The organism is Azospirillum halopraeferens DSM 3675 (assembly GCF_000429625.1).
Taxonomy (GTDB): domain Bacteria; phylum Pseudomonadota; class Alphaproteobacteria; order Azospirillales; family Azospirillaceae; genus Azospirillum; species Azospirillum halopraeferens.
The window spans coordinates 15315-39425 of the sequence record NZ_AUCF01000010.1; the positions used below are offsets into that span (position 1 = coordinate 15315).

The following is a 24111-nucleotide window of genomic DNA, read 5'->3' on the forward strand; positions in this document are numbered from 1 at the left end:
TTTGCCCGCACCCCCACCCCCCGCGAAACGCATTGGTGCTGCCGCGGCGGCTGTGACAGCGTGCCGCACCATGACCAGCGTTTCCCACGACCCTCCGCCTGCCGCCGGCGCGCCGTCGCGCTTCCGGTCCGCCTTCCGCCACCGTGCCTTCACCCTGTTCTGGGGAGCCCGCATCGCGGCGGCCCTGGCCCTTCAGATGCAGGTGGTGGCGGTGGGGTGGCAGATCTACGCCATGACCGGCAACCCGCTGGACCTCGGGCTGGTCGGGCTGTTCCAGTTCCTTCCCACCCTGGCGCTCGCCCTGGTGGCCGGGCACGTGGTCGACAGCCGGGATCGCCGTCGGGTGCTGCTGGCCTGCCTGCTGGTGGTCACGGCGGCTGTCGCGACGCTGGCCCTGCTGACGGCGGCTGGGCGGCTGACACCGTGGCTGATCTTCTCCGTCGTCTTCGTCATCGGCGCCGCCAAGTCGTTCGAGGGGCCGGGCTATCAGGCGCTGCTGTCGGCTACGGTGCCGGTGGAGGAACTGCCCAACGCGGTGGCCTGGTACTCCTCCGCCCACCAGGTCGCCACGGTGGCCGGGCCGGCGCTGGGCGGGCTGCTCTACATCGCCGGGCCGACGGTGGTCTACGGCACGAGCACGGCGCTGCTGGCCCTGGCGGCGCTGGCCATGCACCGGCTGCGGCCGCGGCGGGTCGACCTGCCGCCGCGCGCCATGAGCTGGTCGACGCTGCTGGCCGGCATCGGCTTCATCCGCAGCCGGCCGGCCATCCTCGGCGCCATCTCGCTGGACCTGTTCGCGGTGCTGCTGGGCGGGGCGACGGCGCTGCTGCCGGTGTTCGCCGGCGACATCCTTCACGTCGGCCCGTGGGGGCTGGGGGTGCTGCGCAGCGCGCCGGCGGTGGGGGCGCTGCTGATGGCCCTGGCCCTGGCGCGGTGGGGGGTGGAGCGGCGTGCCGGGCCGAAGATGCTGGTGGCGGTGGCGGTCTTCGGCGTCGCCACCATCGTCTTCGGCCTGTCGCGGGACGCCGTCCTGTCCTTCGTCGCATTGGCGGCGCTGGGGGCGGCCGATCAGGTCAGCGTCTTCGTGCGCCAGACGCTGATTCAGCTCTCCACGCCCGACCAGATGCGCGGCCGCGTCGGTGCCGTCTCGTCCCTGTTCATCGGCGCGTCGAACCAGTTGGGGGAGTTCGAATCCGGGGTGGCGGCGGTGCTGCTGGGGGCGGTGGGATCGGTGGTGGCGGGCGGCGCCGGGGCGATCCTCATCGCCGCCCTGTGGGCCTGGCGCTTCCCCGCCCTGCGCGGGATCGACCGCCTACGCGATCTCGGCCGCGCCGTCCCATAGCAGCTTCGCGCCGACCGCGATCAGCAGCAGATAGACGATGCGGTAGAACAGCGGCCCGTCCAGGCGGCGCACCAGCAGCACGCCGGCCCGCGTCGCCACGACGGCCAGCGGCATCAGCGCCGCCGCGGTCAGCAGCGTCGGCGCCGTCATCTGGCCCAGCGCCGCGTAGGCCGGCACCTTGATCCAGTTGATCACCGCGAAGAAGACGACGCTGGTGCCGATGAACACGTCGCGCGGCAGGCGCTGCGGCATGACGTAGACCTGAAAGGGCGGACCGCCGGCGTGGGCGATCATGCTGGTGAAGCCGGCCACGGCCCCCCACAGCCAGCCGGCCGCCGTCCCTGCCGGGGCCGCGGGCACCACGGCGCCGCCCCGCTCGACGATCAGGCGCTGCACGCCGAAGACGATGGCGATGACGCCCAGCACCAGCTTGACTGCCCCGCCCGGAACCTGTGCGGCCAGCAGGTAGCCGGCCACGATGCCGACGGTGGCGGCGGGGATCAGGATGGACAGGTTGCGGCGGTCCCGGGTGTGCCGATAGGACCACACCGCCACCACGTCCTGCACCAGCAGGATGGGCAGCATCACCGCCGCCGCTTCCAGCGGCGGGACGACCAGCGCCATCAGCGGCAGCGACAGCACGCCCAGCCCCGACAGCCCGCCCTTGGCCAGCCCCAGCAGCAGGACCGCCGGCACGGCGGCCAGGTAGAACAGCGGGTCGGTGATCACGGGGGCGCAGGCTCCGACGGGGGCAGGATGTCCGGCGCCCCTTACCCCATCACCAGCCCGCCGTCCACATAGAGCGTCTGGCCGGTCATGAAGCGGCTCCGGTCCGAGGCGAGGAACAGCACGGGGCCGGCGACGTCGTCGGGCGTGGCGATGCGGCGCAGGGGTGTCTGGGCGATGATCGCCTCCCGGACCTCCTCCCGCGTGCTCCGGCTGGCGTCGGTGGGGTGGACCAGGCCGGGGGCGACGCAGTTGACGCGGATGCCCAGCGGGCCGAGGTCGGCGGCCAGGGTGCGGCTGAAGCCGATCAGCGCCGCCTTGGCGGTGGTGTAGTCGTGATAGGGGACGGTGGGGCGGGCCACCAGGTCGCTGGCCATGTTGACGATGCTGCCGCCGGGGTGGCGCAGCATCACCGGCAGGGCCGCCCGGCAGACCAGGTAGGTGGCGTGCACTGCCCCGTCCACCTGGGAGCGGTAGTCGTCCCAGGTGGTGTCGGTGAAGGTGCGCCGCCGTTCCGGGTCGAAGCGGTAGGGGCGGAAGGCGTTGTTGACCACCGCGTCGATGCGGCCGGTCTCCCCGGCCACCGCGTCCACCAGTGCGCGCACCGCGTCGGGATCGGTCACGTCGGCGCGCACCGCCCAGCCGTCGCCGCCGGCCGCCCGGCACGCGGCGGCCACCGCCTCGGCGGAGTCCGCGTCCTGCCGGTAGTTGACGGCGACCGTCGCCCCCGCGGCGGCGAAGGCGCGGGCGATGGCGGCCCCGATGCCCCGGCCGGCGCCGGTGACGAGGACGGTGCGGTCGCGGAAGTCCATGAGCCCCTCGCCGCCTTAACGTCCGTCGGGAAGCAGGTCGCTGCGCACCCGCGCCGCCATGTCCTGCGGCTGGCGGATGAGGCCCAGCGCCAGGAAGGTGTCCGCGCCCTTCTGCATGATGTCCGGGTCGAAATGGCCGAGCCCCCTGGCGTCGGTGGTGGCCGACACGGAGGAGGCGTTGCGCAGCTTGATGATCTCCAGGTTCATCGCCTCGTCGCGGCCGTTGATGGCGCGGGTGACGGCCAGGCGGGCCGCCTCCTCCGGGTTGTCGATCATCCACTGCGCGCTGTCGCGGTAGGCGGCCAGGAAGCGGCGCAGCACCGGCGCCTTCGTGCGGTACGCCTCGGCGGTCACCACGAAGATGTCGCTGGGCAGGTTCAGGTGGTCGCGCACCTCGATCACGTCGACATCGCCCAGCCCCTTCCGGCGGGCGACCAGCAGGCCGGTGTCGGTGGCGGCGGTGGCGTCCACCTGCCCCTGGATGACGGGGGCGAAGTTCAGCAGCCCCGTCACCTCGATGGTCACATCCGCCTCGCTGAGACCCGATTGGTGCAGCAGCACCTGCAGGTTCTGGCGGGTGCCGCTGGACAGGCTGTAGACGCCGATCCGCTTGCCCTTGAGATCGGCCGGCGCGGTGATGCCGCGGTCCTTCGGTGAGACCACGTTGAAGACGTTCTGCGGGTAGATGTTGTAGATGGCGACGAGATCCTCACCCTTGTCCAGCGCCAGGTAGAAGGACGCGGGGTCGGTGAAGGCGATGTCGGCCTGGCCGGTCAGCATGTTCTGGATGGCCGAGCCGCCGCCGGTGCCGGGCACGTAGCCGAGGTCGATGCCGCGGGCCCGGAAAAAGCCCTTGTCGGGCTCGGCCAGCAGGTTGGTGATCTCGCTGATGGGCTGGCTCCAGCCGGCCACGGTGACCTTGTCCGGCTCCGCGGCGCGGGCGCCGCCGATCAGGGTGGCGGCGGCGAGCACCAGGGTGCCGAAGAGACGCAGGCACGCGTTCATGGGGTCTCTCATCCTTTCGACAGACGGCGCAGCAGCCACCGTTCCAGGTGGACCGTCGCCTGATAGACGATCAGGCCCAGCGCCGTGATGACGGCGAACAGGGCGAACATCAACGTGGAGTCCATCATCCCCTGGGCGGCGATGATCGAGGCGCCCAGCCCCTGGCGGCCGCCGATGAACTCGCCGACCACGGCGCCCACCAGCGCCAGCACCACCGCCACGCGCACGCCGGCCAGGATGACCGGCAGCCCCGCGGGGATCTTCAGCCGCACCAGCGTCTGCAGGCGGGTCGCCCGCAGCATGCGGAACAGCTCCAGCTTGGCCGGATCGACCTGCCGCAGGGCGGTCATGGTGTTCTCCAGCAGGGGGAAGAAGCAGATCAGCGCGGTGATGACCACGACGGAGGTCATGCCGAAGCCGAACCAGATCAGGAACAGCGGCGCCAGCGCCAGCTTCGGCACCACCTGGCTGGCGATGACGTAGGGGTAGAGCAGGCGGCGCAAGCCCTCCACCTCCCCCAGCACCACCCCGGCCAGGAACCCGACGGAGCAGCCGAGCGCCAGGCCCAGCAGCATCTCCGTGGCGGTGACGCGGATGTGCGGCCACAGCCGGCCGGTGGCCAGCTCCGACACCAGCGTCTCCAGCACCGCCGACGGCGCGGGCACCACCAGCGCCGACACGCCGGACAGGCGGCAGTACGCCTCCCACCCCCCCAGCAGCACCGCCAGCAGCAGCCAGGACCCGGCGCGCGCCCTCATTGCGTGTCCGTTCATGGCGCACCGTCCATGGCGGCGCGCAGGTCGCGGCACAGCGCGTTGAAGTCGGCGCCGTAGCGCAGATCGCGCCCGCGCGGGCGGGGCAGGGGGATGTCCAGGGTGTGGCGGATGCGCCCGGCCTCCATCACCGCCACCCGGTCGGCCAGGAACACCGCCTCCGCGATGTCGTGGGTCACGAACAGAACGGTGGTGCGGCGCAGCGCGCACAGGCGCAGCAGGTCTTGTTGCAGGTCCTCCCGCGTCAGGGCGTCCAGCGCCGCGAAGGGCTCGTCCAGCAGCAGCACCGCGGGCTCTCCCGCCAGGGCGCGGGCGATGGCGACGCGGCTCTGCTGGCCCCCCGACAGCTCCCCCGGTCGGCGCCCCTCCAGCCCGCCGAGCCCCACGAGATCCAGCAGTTCCAGCGCCGCCGCCCGGTCGTCCGGCCCGGGGCGCCGCTTCAGCGACACCGGCAGCAGCACGTTGTCCAGCGCGCTCAGCCACTCCAGCAGCGTCGGCGCCTGGAAGACGAAGCCGACGCGCCCGCTCGGCTCCCGCACCGCCGCGCCGTCGATCAGCACCCGCCCGTCGGTCGGCGCCAGCAGGCCGGCCGCCAGCTTGAGCAGCGTGGTCTTGCCGCAGCCGCTGCGCCCCACCAGGCAATGGAAGGCGCCATGGGCGATGCGCCAGTCCACGCCGTCGACGATGACCTCCCGGTCATAGGTGTAGCGGGCTCCCTCCAGCGTGACGAACCCCGGGGCGTGGGGCCCCGCGGCCGGCGGACGTCGCAGAGCGGCAGTGCGCATGGTGGCCACCGGTCCCTCCTCAATCCCTGTAGGGCGCCAGGGCATCGGCGGCCAGTTCGGCGCCGCGGTCGATCTCGGCCATGGCCACCAGATCCGACAGGTTGAACCGGCCGTCGTGGTGCCATCCCGCCTCCGGCGCGGCCATGGCGCCGGGCGCGCACACCCGCGTCACCCCCGCCGCGCCGAGCAGGCCGGCGATCCGGAACAACTCGCGCGGCGGCGCGGCCACGGCGGCGGTCTGAAGCAGCGGGCGGAACGGCGCCACGCAGGGCAGGGCGTCGTCCAGCCGGTCGACGGCGACCACCGTGACCGTGCGGTTGAGGCCGCAGGGGGCCAGCGGCTGCGGCCGGTCGGCGTAGGCGACGGCCCAGGCGCCGGCGGGGTCGGCCAGCAGCTCCCGCGCGGGATCGGCGACGCCTTGCATCTCCTCCGCGTGGCGCCAGGCGGCGACGCCGCCGGCGTCCCCCGGGTCGAGGGCGCGGCGGGGAAAGCGGATGGCCTGGCAGGCCAGCTCGTGGGCCAGATGGCGGGCGAATCCCCGCGGGTCCACGCCGCCGCCGCGCTCCACATAGACCACATGGGGGGAGTAGCAGCCCTGCTGGTCCCAGCGGGCGACGTCGTGGGCGACACCCCTGGCCGTCGCCCGCACCGTGTGCGGGTCCAGCGCGGCGTGCGACACCAGGGCAAAGCTGATCTTGTGGCCGTAGGGCAGGAAGCGGGTGGTCACCGGCACCCGGGCGCGCAGCGCCTCCAGGGATGCGGTGGAGCCGTAGGCCAGCACCGTGTCGGCGCGGCGCAGCCATTCCGCCTCGCGCTCCGCGTCGCCGCCCTTCCACCAGACCACCGCCAGGCAGCCGGCCAGCCGCGGCTCCACCTCCGCCAGCAGGCGGGCGAACCAGCCGGCGAACAGGGGCTCGGCGCTGGGCACCTTGCCGACGCCGCCGGCCTTGACCAGCAGGCCGCACACCAGACTCCACAGCGGCAGGCCCGGCACGTTGCCGGCCCACACGTGCAGCAGCAGGTCGGGGCCGAAGGCGCGGGCGAAGCCGCCCTTGGGCACGGGCTGGAAATCGTCGAGCACGCCGGGGTTGGCGAAGTCCTCGGCCAGGAAGCGCAGCAACTCCGGCTTGCGGAAGGTCTTCAGATACGACGTCAGTCCGTGGCGGACCATCTCCGCGTCGTAGCCGGTGACCAGCGGCAGCAGCCGTTCGGCCCGGCGGCGCCACGGGTCGTCGCGGTCCAGCAGGCGGGCCACCGCGGCGTCCACCGCCGTGACCACCTCGGCCACCGGCATGGTCTTCAGCACGCTGCGAGCGTGTGCGCGCACGCGCTCCGCCAGGGCCGCGACCTGCGCCGGCGTCAGCTCGGGCACGGCCACCTCCAGGTCCGTGCCGCCGCGGCCGAAGGCCAGCGTCCGCCACGCCACGCTGTCCGGGTCGAGACCCGGCAGGTATCCCGCGACCTCGCGCACCGGCCTCACCCCTGCGCCGCCGCCAGGAACTCCGCGACCGCCATGGAGCACCCTTTCGCCTCCGCCCCGTCGGCGCGGCCGAGCAGCAGGAACCCGCCCGCCACTGCCACCCCGGCATCCTCGGTCAGGATGGCGGACACGTTGTTGAAGTGGGCCAGATCGTGGTGCACCAGCACGCCGGGGGTGCCGACGGGCATCTCCGCCCCGCTCAGCGGATCAATGACGCGGGTGCGCACCCAATGGGGGCCGGACTTGACCGAGGGGCAGGATTCGTTGCCGTCGTCGTAGAACTGGCTGCTCAGCTCCGTCATGCCGTACATGTTGATGCAGCGCCGGCGGGGCACGCCGAAGGTGGCGGACAGGCGGTCGTAGAAGGCATCGGCCTCCATGGTCCGCGACTGGCCCTTGAAGCCGCCGGTGTCCAGGATGCGGCTGCCCTCGGGCAGGGCGACGCGGCACCCGCGCTCCGCCAGCGCGTCCATGGCGTGGACGAAGCTGAAGCTGGCCCCCAGCAGCGCCAGGGGCCGCCCCGCCGCCGCGGCCGTCTCCAGCATCGTCACCAGCCCGTCGACGTCGAGCCCCGAGCCGTCCACCAGGTGCCGGCTGTCCGCCGCGCCGAACTCCCGCACCGCGACGGCCAGATAGTGGGCGAGCGAGGAGTTGGGCATGGCGGCGGCGTCGGGGAACAGGATGGCCATGGGCAGCCGCGCGTCCCCGCCCATGAAACGGTGGCGGAAGGTGCGCGTCATGGAGCGTTCCCACACCGCCATGGTGGGGTGATAGCAGGCGCCGCGCACGCCGGCGCGGGTGGTGCCGCTGGTCATGAACACCCGCTCCGCCTCCTCGGGCGGGCGGCAGCTCAGGGTCAGTTCCTTGAAGGCGGCGATGGGCACCGCGGGGATGGCCTGCCACGAGCGCACGGTGCGCGGCGTGCGCCCGCGCTGCATGGCGACGCGGCGGTAGGCCGCGTTGTGTTCGAACTGGTAGGCGAACAGCCTGAGCGCCATGGTCCCGAACGCCGCCTCGTCGGCATCGTCCAGGGCGAGGAAGGCCAGCAGCTCCTCGACGATCTGCGCGTGCGTCACGACACCAACATCCTTCCGGATACCGAATGCACCAAACGGATCCGGGAGATGCGGCGGCGGCACGGCGATGAGAAAACGGGCGCGCCCGGCGCCCCATCGTCCCGCATCCCTACGCCGGCATGACCCGGATCAGGTTCTGAGGGTCACCGCGTCGCCCGGTGCGCACACCGGACCGGCGGAGTCTCAGCCTCCTATCGAGGCTCCCCTGGGAACGGGGGAAGTGTAGGGATGCGGTATGCGGTGTGTCAAGGAACGGCGGACGCCCGGTCCAGCCGCGCCGCGAGGTCGGCGAAGCCGTCGAGGATGCCGTCGTGGGGCAATTCCTCCAGGGGCACGCGGGCGTAGCCGTGGCGCATCAGGTACACCCGGCGCACCCCGGCGGCGCGGGCGCAGGCCACGTCGTGCTCGTTGTCGCCCACGTACAGGGCGTCGCCGGGCGGTACATCCAGGTCGGACAGGACGCCCAGCAGCGGTTCGGGCGCCGGTTTGCGGGTGGGATAGCTGTCGCCCCCCGCCACCGCGGCGAACCGGTGGGCGATCCCCAGGTCGGCCAGCAGGCGGCGCGTCGCCGTCAGCGGCTTGTTGGTGCACACCGCCAGGCGCAGCCCGCGCGCCTCCAGCTTCTCCAGGGTCGCGGCGGCGCCGGGGAACAGCGCGGTGGTGGCGCCGGGGTCGGCCTCGTACAGGGCGATGAAGCGGCGCACATGCGGACCGGCGTCGCCGCCGGGGATGCCGCCGGTCGCCTCCAGGGCCCGCTCCACCAGCCGGGCCGCCCCGTCGCCGATGAAGCGGGTGACCGTCGGCAGGTCCAGCGGCGGGCGCTCCAGCTCCTCCAGCACCGTGTTGACGGCGCGGCGGATGTCGGGCGCGCTGTCAACCAGCGTGCCGTCCAGGTCGAAGACGACGGCGGCGATCACAGGTTCCGGCTGTTCCCGGTCCATCATGGCGTTCCTTTCCCGGTCGGCGGGGGTGACGGTGGCACTATGGGCCGCCCCGGCCATCAAGGGAAACAGAAGGTTTCTATACGGTCTATAAACCCCGGTTTATGATCGGATGCGGTATCATAGTCGGTCCTTATCGGTTGGGGGCGGCGTCTCCGATGGGGGCGCCCGGCTCGCTGCCGGTGGCGTCATCGCCGGCGGTCAGCGGGCCCGTGCCCCCGCCGCCCATCGCCCCGGCGCAACGACGTGGACGACGTCGTCGACCAGTGCGTACAGCACGGGGATCACCAGAAGGCTCAGAAAGGTCGAGGTGATCAGGCCGCCGATCACGACGATGGCCATGGGAGCGCGGAAGCCGGGGTCAGCGCCGAAGCCGAGCGCGACGGGCAGCATCCCGGCGCCCATGGCCAGGGTCGTCATGATGATGGGCCGGGCACGCTTGCGGCAGGCGTCGAGCAGCGCCTCCAGCCTGGACAGGCCGTGCTCGCGCTGCGCGACGATGGCGTACTCCACCAGCAGGATCGAGTTCTTGGTGGCGATGCCCATCAGCATGATCATCCCGATCATCGCCGGCATGCTGAGATGGGTGCCGGTCACGAACAGCGCCAGCAGGGCTCCCGGGATCGACAGCACCAGCGCCCCGAGGATCGTCACCGGCTGCGCCCAGGCGCGGAACAGCAGCACCAGAACGATGTAGATGCAGGCGATGCCCGTGCCCATGGCCAGTTGGAACCCGTGGCCGAGTTCGTTCGAGGTTTCCGCGGGGCCGATCTCGCTTTTCGTCAGGCCCGGCGGCAGATGCCTCAGAGCGGGCAGTGCCGCGACGCGCGCCTGCACGTCGCCCAGCGCCCGGCCGTTGAGGTCGATTTCGAAGGTCACGTTGCGCAGGCGGTCCAGGCGGTTGATCTGCGCGGGGCCGCTGACGATCTCGATCTCCGCCACGTCGCCCAAAGGCACCGGGCCGCGCGCACCCGGCACGGCGAGCTGACGCAGCAGGTCCGGGTCGGCCGCGGCCGCCTCGGGCAGGCGGACGACCACCGGCACCTGGCGCTGTCCGAGGTTCAGCTTCGGCAGGAACTGATCGTAATCGCCCCGGGTGGCCACCCGGATCGTCTCGGCGATGGCCTCGGTGCTGACCCCCAGATCCGCGGCGCGCGCGGTATCCGGGCGCAGGATCAGCTCGGGCCGTTGCAGGTTCAGGCTGCTGATCACCTGGCCGATGCCGTGCAGACCGCGCAACGCCTGCTCGACCGCGGCGGCATGCCCGGCCAGAAGCTCCCGGTCCTCGCCCGAAAGCACCAGCGAATAGGCTTCGCCGGCCACCAGCGTGATGCGGGCGCCGGCCACATCGCGCAGGCTGTCGCGCATGTCGCGCTCGATGTCCTGCCGGGTCAGGCCGGGGCGGTCCTTGCGTGGCGTCAGGTTGACCGTCAGGGTCGCCATCCGTGCCTCGGCGACCCCGCCGACGGGGTTGTCGGAGGCGCCGCCGCTGCCGATGGCGGTGAAGACGCTTGTGACCTGCGGATGCCCCGCCACGGCGCGCCGCACCTCTTCGGCGGTCGCAAGCGTCCGGCCGTAGGTGCTGCCCGGCGGCAGTTCGACGGTGATGCGGATGCGGCTCAGGTCGCCGGCCGGCATGAAATCGCCCTTGATCGCGCCCGACAGCAGCGGCATGGCGCTGGCCAGACCGAACAGCCCGACGATCGCCAGCGTCGCACCCTTGTGCGTGAAGGCGCAGCGCGCCGCCTTCAGATAGGCCGGCATCCAGAACGGTTCGGCGTGCGGCCGGGCGGGCGGCTTCAGCAGGTGGGCGGCCATCATCGGCGTCAGCATCCGCGCCACGACCAGCGAGAAGAACACGGCGATGGACGAGGTCCAGCCGAACTGCACGAAGAACTTTCCCGCAAGCCCCGGCATGAAGGCCGTCGGCAGGAAGACGGCGATCAGGGTGAAGGTGGTGGCGATGACCGCCAGGCCGATCTCGTCGGCCGCCTCGCGCGCGGCAACCGGGGGAGGCTTACCCTGTCCCATGTGGCGCACGATGTTCTCGATCTCGACGATGGCATCGTCCACCAGGATGCCCACCACCAGCGACAGCGACAAAAGGGTGATGATGTTCAGCGTGAAGCCCAGCCACTGCATGAACAGGAAGGTGGGCAGGATCGACAGCGGCAGGGCCACCGCAGCGATGAGCGTGGCGCGCAGGTCGCGCAGGAAAAGCCCCACCACGACGACCGCGAGCACGGCACCTTCGATCAGCAGCGACATGCTGCCTTCGAAGGTCTCCACCACCGGGTCGACGGCGTTGAATGCCTCGACAATCTCGATGTCCGGGTGTTCCTGACGCAACTCGGCAACGGCCGTGCGGACGCCCTGCGCGACGTCGATGTCGCCGGCGCCGGTGGTGCGCAGGATCTCGAAGCCGACCACGGGCCGGCCGTCCAGGAAGGCGCCGCTGCGGCGCTCGGCCCCGGTGTCGGCGACGGTGGCGATCCGGTCGAGGCGGATCACGCGGCCATCGGGCAGCGGGATGTCCATCGCTGCCAGCTCTTCCGCCGAGGCCGCCCCGGCCACCGTGCGCAGGGTCTGTTCGCCGCCGCCCAGTCTGGCCCGCCCGCCCGGAGCTTCGAGCTGCACCCGGGCGAGCCGGCGCGAGATATCGGCGGCGCTCAGGCGCAGGGCGATGAGCCGGTCGGGGTCTAGCTCCACCCGCACCTCGCGCGTCACGCCCCCCACGCGCGTCACCGCGCCGACGCCGGGCACGGCCAGCAGGCGCCGGGTGATCCGGTCGTCCACCAGCCAGGACAGAGCCTCTTCGTCGCGGCGCACGGAGGCCACCGTGTAGGTCAGGATCGGATCGTTCTTGAACTCGATCTTGCGGATGACGGGATCGCGGAGTGCGGCAGGCAGGTCGCCCCGCACGCGGGCCACGGCGGCGCGGGTGTCGTCCAGGGCTTCCTGCGGCGATGTTTCCAGCCGGAACTCGGCCGATACCGTGACCATCCCGTCCTGCACCACGGTGTGCAGATGCCGCAGGCCCTTCATCGTGGCCATGGCGTTTTCGAGCCTGAGCGCCACCTCGGTTTCCATCTGCGCCGCGGCCATGCCCGGCACGCTGGCCATGACCGTGATCATGGGCAGGTCCACGTCCGGAAAGTTCTGCACCTTGGCGGTGCGGAACGCGAAAAGGCCCGCGAGTGTGAGCATGACGAACAGCAGAACGGCCGGAACCGGGTTGCGGATCGACCAGGCGGAAACGTTCATGGTATTCCCCTACCGCGTGGCCGGGGCGGACGCGCCGCTCCCGGCCGGAACGACGCGCACCGGCAGACCGTCCGAGAGAAAGCCCACGCCGGATTCGACGACCGGCGTGCCGGCGTCCAGCCCCGCCCGGATCTCGACCCGGCCGCCGCGCCGCGCGCCGGCCGTCACCTTCCGTTGCCGCGCCCTGCCGTCCTCGATGAGGAAGACATGGCTGAATCCGTCGCGCAGCAGGACGGCGGTGTCCGGCAGTGTCAGGACCTCGCGCGCGTCCAACAGGATGTCACCGCGGGCGAAGAGGCCCGCGCGCAGCAGGCCGGAAGGTTCGAGATCGACATGCACGATGCCGCTGCGCGTCAGCGGATCGACCCCGGGTGAGACCCGGCGCACGCGGCCGTCGACCGCCCGGTGGCCGTCGAGGGCGAGACGGACGGACCGGCCGGGCGCCAGCCTGGCCAGATCGGGCCCCGGCAGTTCGGCCCGCCATTCCAGCCGGCCCCGGCGTTGAAGGCGCAGGATCTCCTGCCCCGCGTGGACGAGCGCCCCTTCCACGGCGGCCACGGCGCTGATCACGCCGTCATCCGGCGCGTGCACCTCGGTGAACCCCAGCCGCAACCGGTCGGCCTCCACCCGCGCGCGCGCGGCCCCGAGCCGCGCCTCGGCCATGTCAGCCTCTGCGACGGCCTGCTCGAAGGCGCGGGTCGCCAGGGCTTCGCGCCGCTGCAAGGCCCGGGCGCGTTCGGCCGCACGGCCCGCTTCGGCGGCGGCAATCTCGGCTTCCCGAAGGGCCGCGCGGCTGGCGTTCAGTTCGGCCTCCAGCGTGCCCGTGGCGATCCGCGCCAGAAGCTGCCCCTTCGTTACCCGGTCACCGGCCTCGACCAGGAGCCGCGACAGGCGCAGCCCGCCGATCTCGGCGCCGATGACGACCTCCTGCCAGGCGGCGATGCTGCCGACCGCCGGCAGGGTCTCGGGCCAGTGCTCGGGCGCTGCGGCGGTCAGCCTGACCGTCAGGGCCGGCGGGACGGCGGCGGGTGGTTCGGAAGGGGCGGCGTCAGGCACGAGCGCCGGCCATGCGGCGCCGACGGCTATCAGGGCGGCCAGCAGGACGGCCAGCCCGACAAGGGCGACCGGAACGACACGGCGAAGGGTCATGCCACACCTTGTTCAACGACGCCGGTCGCCGGCATCTCGTCCGGCGACGACGGCATCGGATCGGCCAATGCGCCACACTGCGGCGGTGGATCGAAAGCGGTGAAGACGGCAGCGTTCACGGAGCCTTCCCTTCCGGGCACACGGTCGATTAAGTTCGCATTACGAACCTGATTTAGTACTTAATACGAACCATGTCAAGATGGAGCTGCGATGCCGATGCAAGACGACACGTCCCCCGCGCCCGGCGAAGGGTTGGTCGATGCCCTGGTGATGACCGCCTTCGTGACGACGGCCGTCATCAACCGGATCGGCGCCGAGCACGACCTCTCATTGTCGCTGATGCGGGTCCTGGGCATCCTGTGGGACCGCCGTCCGCGCATGACCGAGCTTGCCAACCATCTCGGGCTGGAGAAGCAGACGATGTCGGGGCTGATCGCACGGGCGGAAAAGCGCGGGCTGGTTGCCCGGGCGCCGAACGCAGAGGACGGCCGGGCGACCGACGTCTTCCTGACGCGCGAAGGGGTCGAACTGGTCGCGCGGCTGCGCGCCGAGGGGCAAGGGGCTCTGGCCCCGATCATCGAACGGCTCGATGCCGCGGATCGGCAGCGTCTCGAGGATCTTCTTCGGCGTCTGATCGGCAACCGGCAGGGCTGACGGGTTGCCGATCGGTTGCGGGGCAGATCCGGCAGCGGAATCGGAGATCTGAGCGGGACCGGTGTCCCGGTCGGGCCGGCTGTACTGCTAAGCGGTTCCCGGTGCGGCGGCCTTCAGCAGGTCGCTGATGGCTTCGGCCAGGGCCTCCGGGCGGTAGGGTTTGTGGAGCAGGACGAACCCGTCCTCCACCGCGGCCGTGGCGGCGGTGGAATAGCCGGTGGTCAGCATGATCGGCAGGCCGGCGTAGCGATCGCGCACCGTGCGCGCCAGATCGAGGCCGTTGAGATCGCCGGGCATGACGATGTCGGACAGCACCAGGTCGAAAGCCCGGCCCGACGCCAGGGTGTCCAGCGCCGCACGGGCGTTGTCCACCAGGGTGACGGTGTAGCCGAAGCCTTCCAGCAGCGTCGTGGTGGTCCGACCGATCTCCGGGCTGTCCTCCACCAGCAGGATGCGGCGCCCGCAACCATCGGGCAGACGGGCCGGGCCGGAGCCGGTGGTGCCCGCGACGGTGCCGGTGGCACGCGGCAGGTACAGGGTGACCGTGGTGCCCTGGCCGACCGTGCTGTCCAGGGTCACCATGCCGCCGGATTGCGAGGCGAAGCCGAACACCTGGCTCAGCCCCAGCCCGGTGCCCTTGCCCACCTCCTTGGTGGTGAAGAACGGGTCGAAGACACGGTCGCGCACCGCCGGGTCGATGCCGCAGCCGGTATCGACGACGGACAGGGCGACGAAGTCTCCCCGCAAACCGGCCGGTGCGTCGGGGCCGCCGTCCGGGCGGACGTTCGCGGCGCGCACCGTCAGCCGGCCGCCGCCCGGCATGGCGTCGCGCGCATTCACCGCCAGGTTGAGCACGGCCAGTTCGAGCTGGGCGCGGTCCGCCTCGATCGGCCAGGTGTCCGGCGGCAGGTCGGTGCGAACCTCGATGTCGCCGCGCAGGGAGCGCTTGAGCATGCCATCGACCATGGCGTTCAGGCTGGCGGGAAGGTCGATCGCCTCCGGCTTCAGGGTCTGCTGGCGCGAGAAGGTGAGGAGCTGCTGGGTGAGCTGGCCGCCGCGATAGGCCGCCTGCATGGCGGTGTCGATGAACGGACCGGCACCCTCCGCCCCCTTGGCGGCGCGCGCCTGGGCCAGGTAGAGGTTGCTGGTGATCACCATCAGCAGGTTGTTGAAGTCGTGGGCGATGCCGCCGGCGATCTGCCCCAGCATCTCCAGCCGCTGCACCTTTTCCAGCAACTCCTCGGCGCGGCGCCGCCGGGCCTCTTCCTCGCGGTAGCGGATGACGGCGGCGCGTTCGCTGCGCGCCTTGCGAACCACCAGCCACGATACCGTCGCCAGCAGCAGGGCGAGCGGCACCGCCACCAGGGCGTCGACGGCGAGCCCGCCGGCCCATTGCTCCCGCACCGTCTCCACCGCGCGGCCATAGACCACATAGACCGGAAAGCCCGACAGCTTGCGGTAGGCGAAGATGCGCTCCACGCCGTCGATCTCCGCCGTGGCGCGGAACATGCCCGCCTCAGGCGCCGTCGCGACGGCACGGCGGAAACCGCTGTCCGGGGACAGGGTGACCAGGGGTCCCTCACGGTCGAGCGCCAGAACGGTGCCGTCCGCACGCACCACCCACACCGAGTCGCGGGGATCGTCGATCACCCGCTCGAAAAAGGCGCGAAACTCCTGAATGTAGACCGCCACCAGGATCACGCCGTTGAAGCTGCCGTCCGGCGCGGAGTGCCGGCGCGCGACGTTGAAGCCCATCCGGCCGGTGGTTCGCCCCGGATAGGTGGCGGAGATGAAGACGTCGCCCGCCTCGCCGTCGCGCAGGGCGACGAAGTAGTCGCGGTCGGCCGCGCTGACGTTGCCCGCGGGAAACCGCAGGCTGCTGATGGCGGCCCGGCCGTCCGGCGCGTACAGCCACACGCTGCCCACCTGCGAAAAGCCGTCGTCCACCCGGGCCAGGTAGCGGTGAATCTCCTCCGACGCCGCGATCTGTGCCCAGGACAGCCCTTCGATGCGTTCCGCCGCCGCCTCGACGGAGAAGCGGAAGGTCTCGAACTGGCGCAGGGTGTGCTCGTAGACCAGCGCGCCGGTCCGTTCCACGTGCCGTTCCGCGTGGTCGAACGCCTGGTCGTAATCGCGCCACGCCACCATCGCCAGCAGCATCAGCGGCACCAGCAGGGACGCGATCGGAAGCAGCCAGGTGTCGCCGAAGGTGCTGCGTTCTCTCATCCCGGTGAGGCGATCCATGGTATGGGCGGGTGGGTGACCCTACCAGATCGTCACACCCTGTCATTAGGCCATTCGGGAGTATCCGGACAACGTCACGGTGTGCGGCGCGACATCGGCGCTCTGGCATATGCCGCACCGATCCGTTAGTGTGCCGTCCCGATCGCCGGGCCCCCGCCGCACGGGTTGCGGGGCCACGCGTGCGCACGGGCCCGCGCACGGACCCGGGCACGACGTACGCCGCCGGATCCGGTGCCAACCACTGCTCATCCCCGCCGCCGTCACCCCGGCCTGTCGCGATCCGCGCACCTGGAGCAAGCGCCATGAACCGTTCCGTGGTCATCGCCGGACTCGTCACCGTCGCCGCGGTGGCGTGGGTTCTGTCGGGCCAGATCCGCCCCGCCGCCGTGCCGGCAGCGCCGGAGCCGGAAGGCGCCGCGCCGGCGCCGGAGGAACCCGCGGCGCGGGCCGTGCGCGTCGCCCGCCTGGCCGCCCGGCCGATGACCGACACGGTGGTGCTCCAGGGCCGCACCGAGGCGTCCCGGTCCGTCGAGTTGCGGGCCGAGGTGCGGGGTCGGGTGGAGGCGGTGCCGGTGCCCCGCGGCGCCGCGGTCACGCAAGGCGACGTGCTCGTGCGTCTGGCGGTCAACGACCGGGAAGCCCAGCTCGACCAGGCGCGCGCCCTGCTGGAGCAGCGGCGCATCGAGCATCGCGCGGCGCGCTCCCTCAACACCCGCGGCCACAACACCGACATCCAGCTTGCCCAGGCCGCGGCGGCGCTGGAGGCGGCGCAGGCCGCCGTGCGCAAGGCCGAGGTGGACCTGGCCAACACCGTCATCCGGGCGCCCTTCGACGGCGTGCTCGACCGCCGGCCGGTGGAACTGGGGGATTTCCTGGACACCGGCAACCCCGTGGCGACGGTGGTCGACCTTGACCCCGTGCGGGTGGTCGGCTTCGCCTCGGAGCGGCAGGTGGGGAACCTGCGGGCCGGCGGCTCCGGCACGGCCCGCATCATCGGCGGTGCCGGCGGGGGCGGTGCCGGCGGCGGCGGAAGCGACGCTGAGGGAACCATCGCCTACGTCGCCGCGGTCGCCGACCCGGCGACCCGCACCTTCCGGGTGGAGCTGGAGGTGCCGAACCCCGACCGTCGCATCGTCGCCGGGTTGACCGCCCAGCTCCGCCTGCCGGTGGGCGAACGGCCGGGCCATTTCGTGTCCCCGTCGGTGCTGTCCCTGGCCGACGACGGCACGATCGGCGTCAAGGTGGTGGACGGGGACCGGCGGGTGCGCTTCCTGCCCGTGCAGATCCTCGCCACGGAACCGGACGGCGTGTGGCTGGCCGGCCTGCCGCACGACATCGTGCTGATCACCGTCGGCCATGAGTTCGTGGCGGCGGGCAACCCGGTGGTGCCGGTCGAAGGGGCCGGCGGGGGTGCCACATGAACGCCCTCATCGGTGCGGCCCTGACCCACAGCCGCACCGTCCTGGCGACCCTGGTGCTGCTGCTGGTCGCCGGCTGGGTCGCCTACAAGGAGATCCCCAAGGAGGCGGCACCCGACGTCAACATCCCCATCATCTACGTCTCGCTCCATTACGAAGGCATCTCGCCGGAGGATTCCGAGCGGCTGCTGCTGCGCCCCATGGAGCAGGAGCTGCGCACCATCGAGGGGCTGAAGGAGATGCGCTCCACCGCCTACCAGGGCGGCGGCAACGTGATCATGGAGTTCGACGCCGGGTTCAACGCCGACAAGGCCCTGTCCGACGTGCGCGACCGGGTCGACCGGGCGAAGGCGGAGCTGCCGGCCGGCACCGACGAACCCACGGTCAACGAGGTGAACTTCTCCCTGTTTCCGGTGCTGGCGGTGATCCTGTCGGGCGACGTGCCGGAGCGCACCCTGCTGACGGTCGCCCGCGACCTGAAGGACCGCATCGAAACGATCCCCGCCGTGCTGAAGGCGGAGATCGGCGGCGACCGGGACGAGCTGGTGGAGGTCGTCATCGATCCCCTGCGGGTGGAAAGCTACGGCATCAACCCGGCCACGGTGGTGCAGCTCTTCAACCGCTCCAACCGGCTGGTGGCGGCGGGCAACCTGGACACCGGCGCCGGGCGCTTCCCCGTGAAGGTGCCCGGCCTGTTCGAGACGGTGCGCGACATCCGGGACATGCCGGTCAAGGTCAACGGCGACGCCGTGGTGGCGTTCCGCGACGTCGCCGAGGTGCGCCGCACCTTCAAGGACCCGGAGAGCTTCGCCCGCGTCGACGGCAAGCCGGCACTGGCCCTGGAAATCACCAAGCGCACCGGTGAGAACATCATCGAGACGATCGAGCAGGTGCGCGCCGTGGTGGAGGCGGAGCGCGCCTATTTCCCGGCCGGGCTGATCGTCACCTATTCCCAGGACCGCTCCCGCGACATCCGCGACATGCTGGGCGACCTGGAGAACAACCTGGCGGTGACGGTGCTTCTGGTCATGATCATCGTCGTCGCGACGCTGGGCGTGCGCACCTCGACGCTGGTCGTGGTGGCGGTGCCGGGGTCGTTCCTGACGGCCATGCTGGTCCTGGCGGGCATGGGCCACACCATCAACGTGGTCGTGCTCTTCGGCCTGATCCTGGCCGCCGGCAATGTGGTGGACGGGGCCATCGTCGTCACCGAATACGCCGACCGCAAGATGGCCGAGGGCATGGACAAGCGGCGCGCCTACGGGCTGGCGGCGCGGCGCATGGCATGGCCGATCCTGGCCTCCACCGCCACCCAGCTCGCCGCCTTCGCGCCGCTGCTGTTCTGGCCGGGGATGGTGGGCGAGTTCATGAAGTTCCTGCCCATCAGCCAGTTCGCCACCCTGACGGCGGCGCTGCTGATGGCGCTGATCTTCATCCCCGTTCTGGGTGCGCTGTTCGGCAAGGCCAACGCGCCGCTGCTGCCGCAGGCCCCCGCCAATCGCCTGCGCGCGGACTTCGCCGCGGACGAATCCGACCCGGTGGAGGAGCGCCGGCCACTGGGCGGCTGGTACGTGGCGCTGCTGCGCGGCGCGCTGCGCCATCCCGCCAAGGTGCTGCTGGGCTCCACGCTGCTGCTGGTGGGAATCCAGGGCTATTACGCGCTGCACGGCAACGGCGTGGAGTTCTTTCCCGACATCGAGCCGACCAACGCCACGGTGCTGGTGCACGCCCGCGGCAACCTGTCCATCCACGAACAGGACGCCCTGGTCCGCGAGGTGGAGGCGCACATCCTGCGCCTGGACGATTTCGAAAGCGTCTACAGCCGCACCGGCAAGCCCCCGATCGGGCGCGACGTGCCGGCCGACGTCATCGGCCAGATCACCCTGGAGTTCAAGGAGTGGCAGGAGCGCCGCCCCGCTACCGTGGTGCTGGAGGACATCCGCGCCCGCACCGCCGGTCTCGCCGGCATCGTGGTGGAGCCGCGCAAGCAGGACGAGGGGCCGCCCACCGGCAAGCCGGTGCAGGTGCGCCTGTCATCGCGCCATCCCGACCTGCTGCCCGACGCGGTGCGCCACGTCCGCGCCGGCATGGCGGCGGTGGGGGGGTTGATCGACGTGGAGGACAGCCGGCCGCTGCCCGGCATCGAGTGGCAGGTGGAGGTGGACCGCGCGCAGGCGGCCCGCTTCGGGCTCGACGTCACGGCCGTCGGCGATGCCGTGCGCCTGGTCACCAACGGGCTGAAGATCGCCGAGTACCGGCCCGACGACGCCGACGACGAGATCGACATCGTCGTGCGCTACCCGCGCGAGCTGCGCTCCATGGATCAGCTCGACTCCATCCGCATCGACACCGGCGCCGGGGCCGTTCCGGTCGCCAACTTCGTCGACCGGGTGCCGCGGCCGCGGGTGGGGCAGATCGACCGCGTCGACGGCCAGCGCACCATGACCGTCAAGGCCGACGTCGCCCCCGGCGTGCTGGCCGACGACAAAGTGCGGGCCCTGCGCGCCTGGCTGGCCGCCAACCCGCCGGACCCCCGCGTCGACCATGTCTTCAAGGGCGAGGACGAGGAACAGGCCAAGAGCGCCGCCTTCCTCAGCCGCGCCTTCGTCGCCGCGCTGTTCATCATGGCGATCATCCTGGTCACCCAGTTCAACAGCTTCTATTCCGCCTTCCTGATCCTGACGTCGGTGATCCTGTCGACCATCGGCGTCACCATCGGCCTGATCGTCACCGGCCAGCCCTTCGGCATCGTCATGACCGGGGTGGGCGTCATCGCCCTGGCCGGCACGGTGGTGCAGAACAACATCGTGCTGATCGACACCTTCGATCAGTACAAGCAGACCGAGCCGACGGTCTTTGACGCCATCCTGCGCACCGGGGCGGAGCGCGCGCGCCCGGTGCTGCTGACCGCCTTCAACACCGTCCTGGGTCTGCTGCCGCTGGCCTTCGGCATGAACATCGACCTGCTGACCCGCGAGGTCACCTTCGGCGCCCCGGCGACCCAATGGTGGATCGGTCTGTCCAGCGCCATCGTCTTCGGCCTGGCCTTCGCCACCGTGCTGACCCTGGTGGTCACGCCCTGCGCGCTGATGGTGAAGGCCAACCTGCACGACTGGCGCGTTGCTCGCCAGCGCCGCCTGGCACGCTGGTGGACCCGCAACCGCCCCTGGCGCCGCCCGGACGGCGCGCAGGACAATGCCGGCGTGCGCGACGCGGCGGAGTAGGGGGGACGGTCGTGATCGTCCGAACCGATCACGACCTTCGGAAATACCAATTGGACCGGCGGGGTCCGGGACGGTTAGTTTTGAGACGTTCCAAACAACGGAACACCCGGACACACCGCCGCACCCTGCCGGCGGTGTCGAGGGACGGACGGGCACCCCGGCCCCCCCACCCCCAAGCGGGGTGCCCGTCCGCCCTCCTAACGCGCGAGGCTTCCCCCGGCGCGCCAAGTCTGGCAAGACTCCCTCCAACGGCCCGAAACGGGTGCCGATCGACGAAGGGGGGAGAACCGCATGACCGCCGCAGCGCGCCATCCGTCAGCGCACAACCCGTACGAGATCGACCTGGACCGCAACGCGGCCAACCACGTGCCGCTGACGCCGCTGTCCTTCATCCGGCGCACCGCCGCCGTCTATCCGGAGCGTATCGCGGTGATCCACGGCGCGCTGCGCCGCACCTGGGCGCAGACCTATGAGCGATGCGTGCGCCTGGCCTCCGCCCTGGCGCGGCGCGGCGTCGGGCCGGGCGACACGGTGGCGGTGATGGCCCCCAACATTCCCGAGGCGTTCGAGGCGCATTTCGGCGTGCCCATGGCCGGCGCCGTGCTGAACGCCCTGAACATCCGTCTCGACGCCGAGGCGCTGGCCTTCATCCTGGACCATGGCGAGGCGCGGGTGCTGCTGACCGACCGGGAGTTCTCCGGCGTCATCCACCGCGCCGTGCGCATGCTGGCCCCCGAGCGCCGGCCCCTGGTGGTGGACATCGACGATCCCCTGGCCGCCGGGGGCGAGCGGATCGGCGCGCTGACCTACGAGGCGCTGCTGGCCGAGGGCGACCCGGCCTACGACTGGGCCATGCCGGCGGACGAGTGGCAGGCCATCGCCCTGAACTACACCTCGGGCACCACCGGCAATCCCAAGGGCGTCGTCTACCACCACCGCGGCGCCTACCTGAACGCGCTGGGCAACGTGGCGACCTGGGCGCTGCCCCACCACCCCGTGTACCTGTGGACGTTGCCCATGTTCCACTGCAACGGCTGGTGCTTCCCGTGGACGGTGGCGGTCATGGCCGGCACCAACGTCTGCCTGCGCCAGATCGCAGCCGGGCCCATCTACGACGCCATGGCCGACCACGGGGTGACGCACCTGTGCGGCGCCCCCATCATCATGGGCCTGATCTGCAACGCGCCCGCGGACAAGCGGCGGGAGGTGCCCCGCGGCATCCGCATGATGACCGCGGGCGCGGCGCCGCCGGCCGCGGTCATCGAGACGATGGAGCGCATGGGCTTCGCCATCACCCACGTCTACGGCCTGACGGAAGTGTACGGCCCGGTCACCGTCTGCGCCTGGCACGAGGACTGGGACGCGCAGCCGCCGGAGGAGCGCGCCCGTCTGAAGGCCCGCCAGGGCGTGAGCTACCCGACGCTGGAGGGGCTGGCGGTGATGGACCCGGTCACCATGACCGAGGTCCCGGCCGACGGCCGCACCATGGGCGAGGTGTTCATGCGCGGCAACACCGTCATGAAGGGCTATCTGAAGAACCCCCGCGCCACCGCCGAGGCGTTCTCCGGCGGCTGGTTCCACACCGGCGACCTCGGCGTGATGCACCCCGACGGCTACATCGAGCTGAAGGACCGCTCCAAGGACATCATCATCTCCGGAGGCGAGAACATCTCCACCATCGAGGTGGAGGGCGTGCTGTACCGCCACCCCGCGGTGCTGGAGGCGGCCGTGGTGGCCCGTCCGGACGAGAAATGGGGCGAGACGCCCTGCGCCTTCGTGACCCTGCGCGACGGCATGACCGCGACGCCGGAGGAGATCATCGGGTGGTGCCGCGACCATCTCGCCCACTTCAAGTGCCCGAGGACGGTGGTCTTCACCTCCCTGCCCAAGACATCGACCGGCAAGATCCAGAAGTTCGTGCTGCGCGATCAGGCCAGAGCGTTGTAGCACCATGTCCGGTGAAACCGAGTTCGGGCCTTACCGCGACGGTGACGCCGGCGCGGTGGCCTACCTGGCGCGCCACGCCTTCGGCCTGACGCGCGAGAGTTTCGAGCGGGCGCGCGACCTGTTCGGCGCCGACACCCTGCGCGTGCTGCGCCGTGCCGGCCGGCCGGCCGGGTCGGCGGCGGTGTGGACGTGGAACCAGTGGTTCGGCGGCCGGCCGGTGCCGTCGCGGGCGGTGGCCTTCGTCAGCGTCGATCCGGCGGCGCGCGGCGGCGGACTGGCCACCGGGCTGATGCGCGCGGTGCTGGAGGAGGCGCACGGGGCGGGGTGTGCGCTGGCCGTCCTCTACGCCGCCACGCAGCCGCTGTACGCCAAGGTCGGCTTCGCGCGCTCCGGGTCGTGGTTCCGCTACCGGATCGCCCCGGACCGCCTGGCCGCCGGTCGCCCCGGCGCATTGCCGCAGCCCATGGAGACGTTCGACGCGGATGTGCTGGCCGGCCTGCGGCGGCGCGAAGCGGCGCAGGGCAACGGGCTGGTGGAGCGCACCGAGGCGGCCTGGACCTATGCGCTCCACCCCTTCGGGGAGGAGGGGCGGGCCGATGTCTTCCTTACCGGGCCGGCGGGCGCTCCCGACGGCTATGTGGCGGTGATGCCGCCGTCCGGCCGGCGCCTGGTGGTGGTGGACCATTGCGTGCTCAGCGGATCGGCCTTGCGTCGGGTGCGGGACTTTCTGGCCGGCTACCGGTCGATGGTGGACGAGATCGTGTGGGTCGGCGGGCCCGAGGACCCCCTGGTCCATGGCGCCCATGAGGCCCGCGCCGCCGTCGATGGCTGGGAAGAGTGGCTGCTGCGCGTGGTCGATGTGGAGGCGGCGCTGACGGCGCGCGGCTATCCGCCCGGCGCGACCGGCGACCTGACGATCACCGTGGCCGACCCGCTGTTCGCCTGCAACCACGGGTGTTTCCACCTCACCGTCGCCAACGGCCGTGGCACGGTGACCCGCCCGGCGGACGCCGGTACCGGCGGTCGCGGCGTCCGGCTGTCCGTGGCGGCGTTGGCGCCGCTCTACACCGGGCACCTCGGGCCGGCGGCGCTGGCCCGCCAGGGCCTCATGGAGGGGACCGCGGACGACCTGGCGACGGCGGCGCGGCTGTTCGCCGGGCCCCGTCCCTGGATGCCGGACCGCTTCTGAGACGCTGCGTCGCAAAATAAGCAAAGGCCGATCCATTGGTTATGCGACGTCGCGTCATCTGTAAAACGAGAAATTAACGTTT

General features: G+C 71.7%; 18 protein-coding genes and 1 riboswitch. Of the genes, 6 read left to right on the forward strand and 12 right to left on the reverse strand.

Translation table 11 applies throughout. The features are described 5' to 3' along the window. Positions 1-70: 70 nt before the first annotated feature. Complete coding sequence (locus tag G472_RS0110705) at positions 71-1342, forward strand: MFS transporter (protein ID WP_029008390.1); 1272 nt, start codon at positions 71-73, stop codon at positions 1340-1342. Here G472_RS0110705 and G472_RS0110710 read toward each other — a convergent pair. From G472_RS0110710 to G472_RS40560, 11 genes are all read right to left on the reverse strand, one after another. Next, a complete protein-coding gene (locus G472_RS0110710; protein WP_029008391.1) occupies positions 1313-2071 on the reverse strand; it encodes a sulfite exporter TauE/SafE family protein in 759 nt (252 codons plus the stop codon). The two genes, G472_RS0110705 and G472_RS0110710, sit on opposite strands and share 30 nt — an antisense overlap. A gap of 41 nt (positions 2072-2112) precedes the next feature. After that, the gene (locus tag G472_RS0110715; RefSeq protein ID WP_029008392.1) at positions 2113-2880 is read right to left on the reverse strand and encodes an SDR family oxidoreductase; all 768 of its coding nucleotides are present in this window, start codon (positions 2878-2880) and stop codon (positions 2113-2115) included. 15 nt (positions 2881-2895) lie between these two features. After that, positions 2896-3885 carry an ABC transporter substrate-binding protein gene (locus tag G472_RS0110720; RefSeq protein ID WP_035691976.1) on the reverse strand — a complete coding sequence of 330 codons (990 nt, stop codon included), beginning with the start codon at positions 3883-3885 and terminating at the stop codon, positions 2896-2898. 8 nt (positions 3886-3893) lie between these two features. Continuing rightward, positions 3894-4658, reverse strand: a complete 765-nt coding sequence (locus G472_RS0110725; RefSeq protein WP_029008394.1) for an ABC transporter permease — start codon at positions 4656-4658, stop codon at positions 3894-3896. Continuing rightward, positions 4655-5443 carry an ABC transporter ATP-binding protein gene (locus G472_RS0110730; RefSeq protein ID WP_051340706.1) on the reverse strand — a complete coding sequence of 263 codons (789 nt, stop codon included), beginning with the start codon at positions 5441-5443 and terminating at the stop codon, positions 4655-4657. The genes G472_RS0110725 and G472_RS0110730 overlap by 4 nt, the downstream gene beginning before the upstream one ends. 19 nt (positions 5444-5462) lie before the next feature. Continuing rightward, positions 5463-6914 carry an acyl-CoA reductase gene (locus G472_RS0110735; RefSeq protein WP_029008396.1) on the reverse strand — a complete coding sequence of 484 codons (1452 nt, stop codon included), beginning with the start codon at positions 6912-6914 and terminating at the stop codon, positions 5463-5465. 5 nt (positions 6915-6919) lie between these two features. Continuing rightward, a complete protein-coding gene (locus tag G472_RS0110740; RefSeq protein ID WP_029008397.1) occupies positions 6920-7999 on the reverse strand; it encodes a LuxE/PaaK family acyltransferase in 1080 nt (359 codons plus the stop codon). Between the two features lie 89 nt (positions 8000-8088). Then, positions 8089-8216, reverse strand: a riboswitch (TPP riboswitch). A gap of 28 nt (positions 8217-8244) precedes the next feature. Further along, positions 8245-8943: a phosphoglycolate phosphatase gene (gph, locus tag G472_RS0110745; protein ID WP_245593455.1), complete on the reverse strand. Its 699-nt coding sequence runs from the start codon at positions 8941-8943 to the stop codon at positions 8245-8247. 198 nt (positions 8944-9141) lie between these two features. Beyond that, positions 9142-12204, reverse strand: coding sequence for an efflux RND transporter permease subunit (locus G472_RS0110755; protein WP_029008399.1), 3063 nt, complete (start codon positions 12202-12204; stop codon positions 9142-9144). A gap of 9 nt (positions 12205-12213) precedes the next feature. Then, entirely contained in the window at positions 12214-13353 is a 1140-nt protein-coding gene (locus tag G472_RS0110760) for an efflux RND transporter periplasmic adaptor subunit (protein ID WP_035691977.1), read from the reverse strand. Continuing rightward, positions 13350-13472 (reverse strand): hypothetical protein, encoded by a 123-nt coding sequence (locus G472_RS40560; RefSeq protein WP_281173331.1) that lies wholly within the window; start codon positions 13470-13472, stop codon positions 13350-13352. Before G472_RS40560 ends, G472_RS0110760 begins: the two co-directional genes overlap by 4 nt. A gap of 151 nt (positions 13473-13623) precedes the next feature. On the opposite strand from G472_RS40560, the gene G472_RS0110765 reads away from it, so the two are divergent. Next, positions 13624-14007 (forward strand): MarR family winged helix-turn-helix transcriptional regulator, encoded by a 384-nt coding sequence (locus G472_RS0110765; RefSeq protein ID WP_211100176.1) that lies wholly within the window; start codon positions 13624-13626, stop codon positions 14005-14007. Between the two features lie 87 nt (positions 14008-14094). On the opposite strand, the gene G472_RS32490 is transcribed toward G472_RS0110765, so the two are convergent. Next, the gene (locus G472_RS32490; RefSeq protein WP_051340676.1) at positions 14095-16233 is read right to left on the reverse strand and encodes a hybrid sensor histidine kinase/response regulator; all 2139 of its coding nucleotides are present in this window, start codon (positions 16231-16233) and stop codon (positions 14095-14097) included. 320 nt (positions 16234-16553) lie between these two features. Here G472_RS32490 and G472_RS0110775 point away from each other — a divergent pair, with 320 nt between their 5' ends. The 4 genes from G472_RS0110775 to G472_RS32500 all read left to right on the forward strand — a co-directional run bounded on the left by G472_RS0110775 (position 16554) and on the right by G472_RS32500 (position 24029). Continuing rightward, the gene (locus tag G472_RS0110775) at positions 16554-17672 is read left to right on the forward strand and encodes an efflux RND transporter periplasmic adaptor subunit (protein WP_029008402.1); all 1119 of its coding nucleotides are present in this window, start codon (positions 16554-16556) and stop codon (positions 17670-17672) included. Further along, positions 17669-20893, forward strand: a complete 3225-nt coding sequence (locus G472_RS32495; protein WP_051340677.1) for an efflux RND transporter permease subunit — start codon at positions 17669-17671, stop codon at positions 20891-20893. Before G472_RS0110775 ends, G472_RS32495 begins: the two co-directional genes overlap by 4 nt. 291 nt (positions 20894-21184) lie before the next feature. Continuing rightward, a complete protein-coding gene (locus tag G472_RS0110785) occupies positions 21185-22840 on the forward strand; it encodes an acyl-CoA synthetase (protein WP_035691981.1) in 1656 nt (551 codons plus the stop codon). 4 nt (positions 22841-22844) lie between these two features. Beyond that, the gene (locus G472_RS32500) at positions 22845-24029 is read left to right on the forward strand and encodes a GNAT family N-acetyltransferase (protein WP_051340678.1); all 1185 of its coding nucleotides are present in this window, start codon (positions 22845-22847) and stop codon (positions 24027-24029) included. Positions 24030-24111 lie beyond the last annotated feature (82 nt).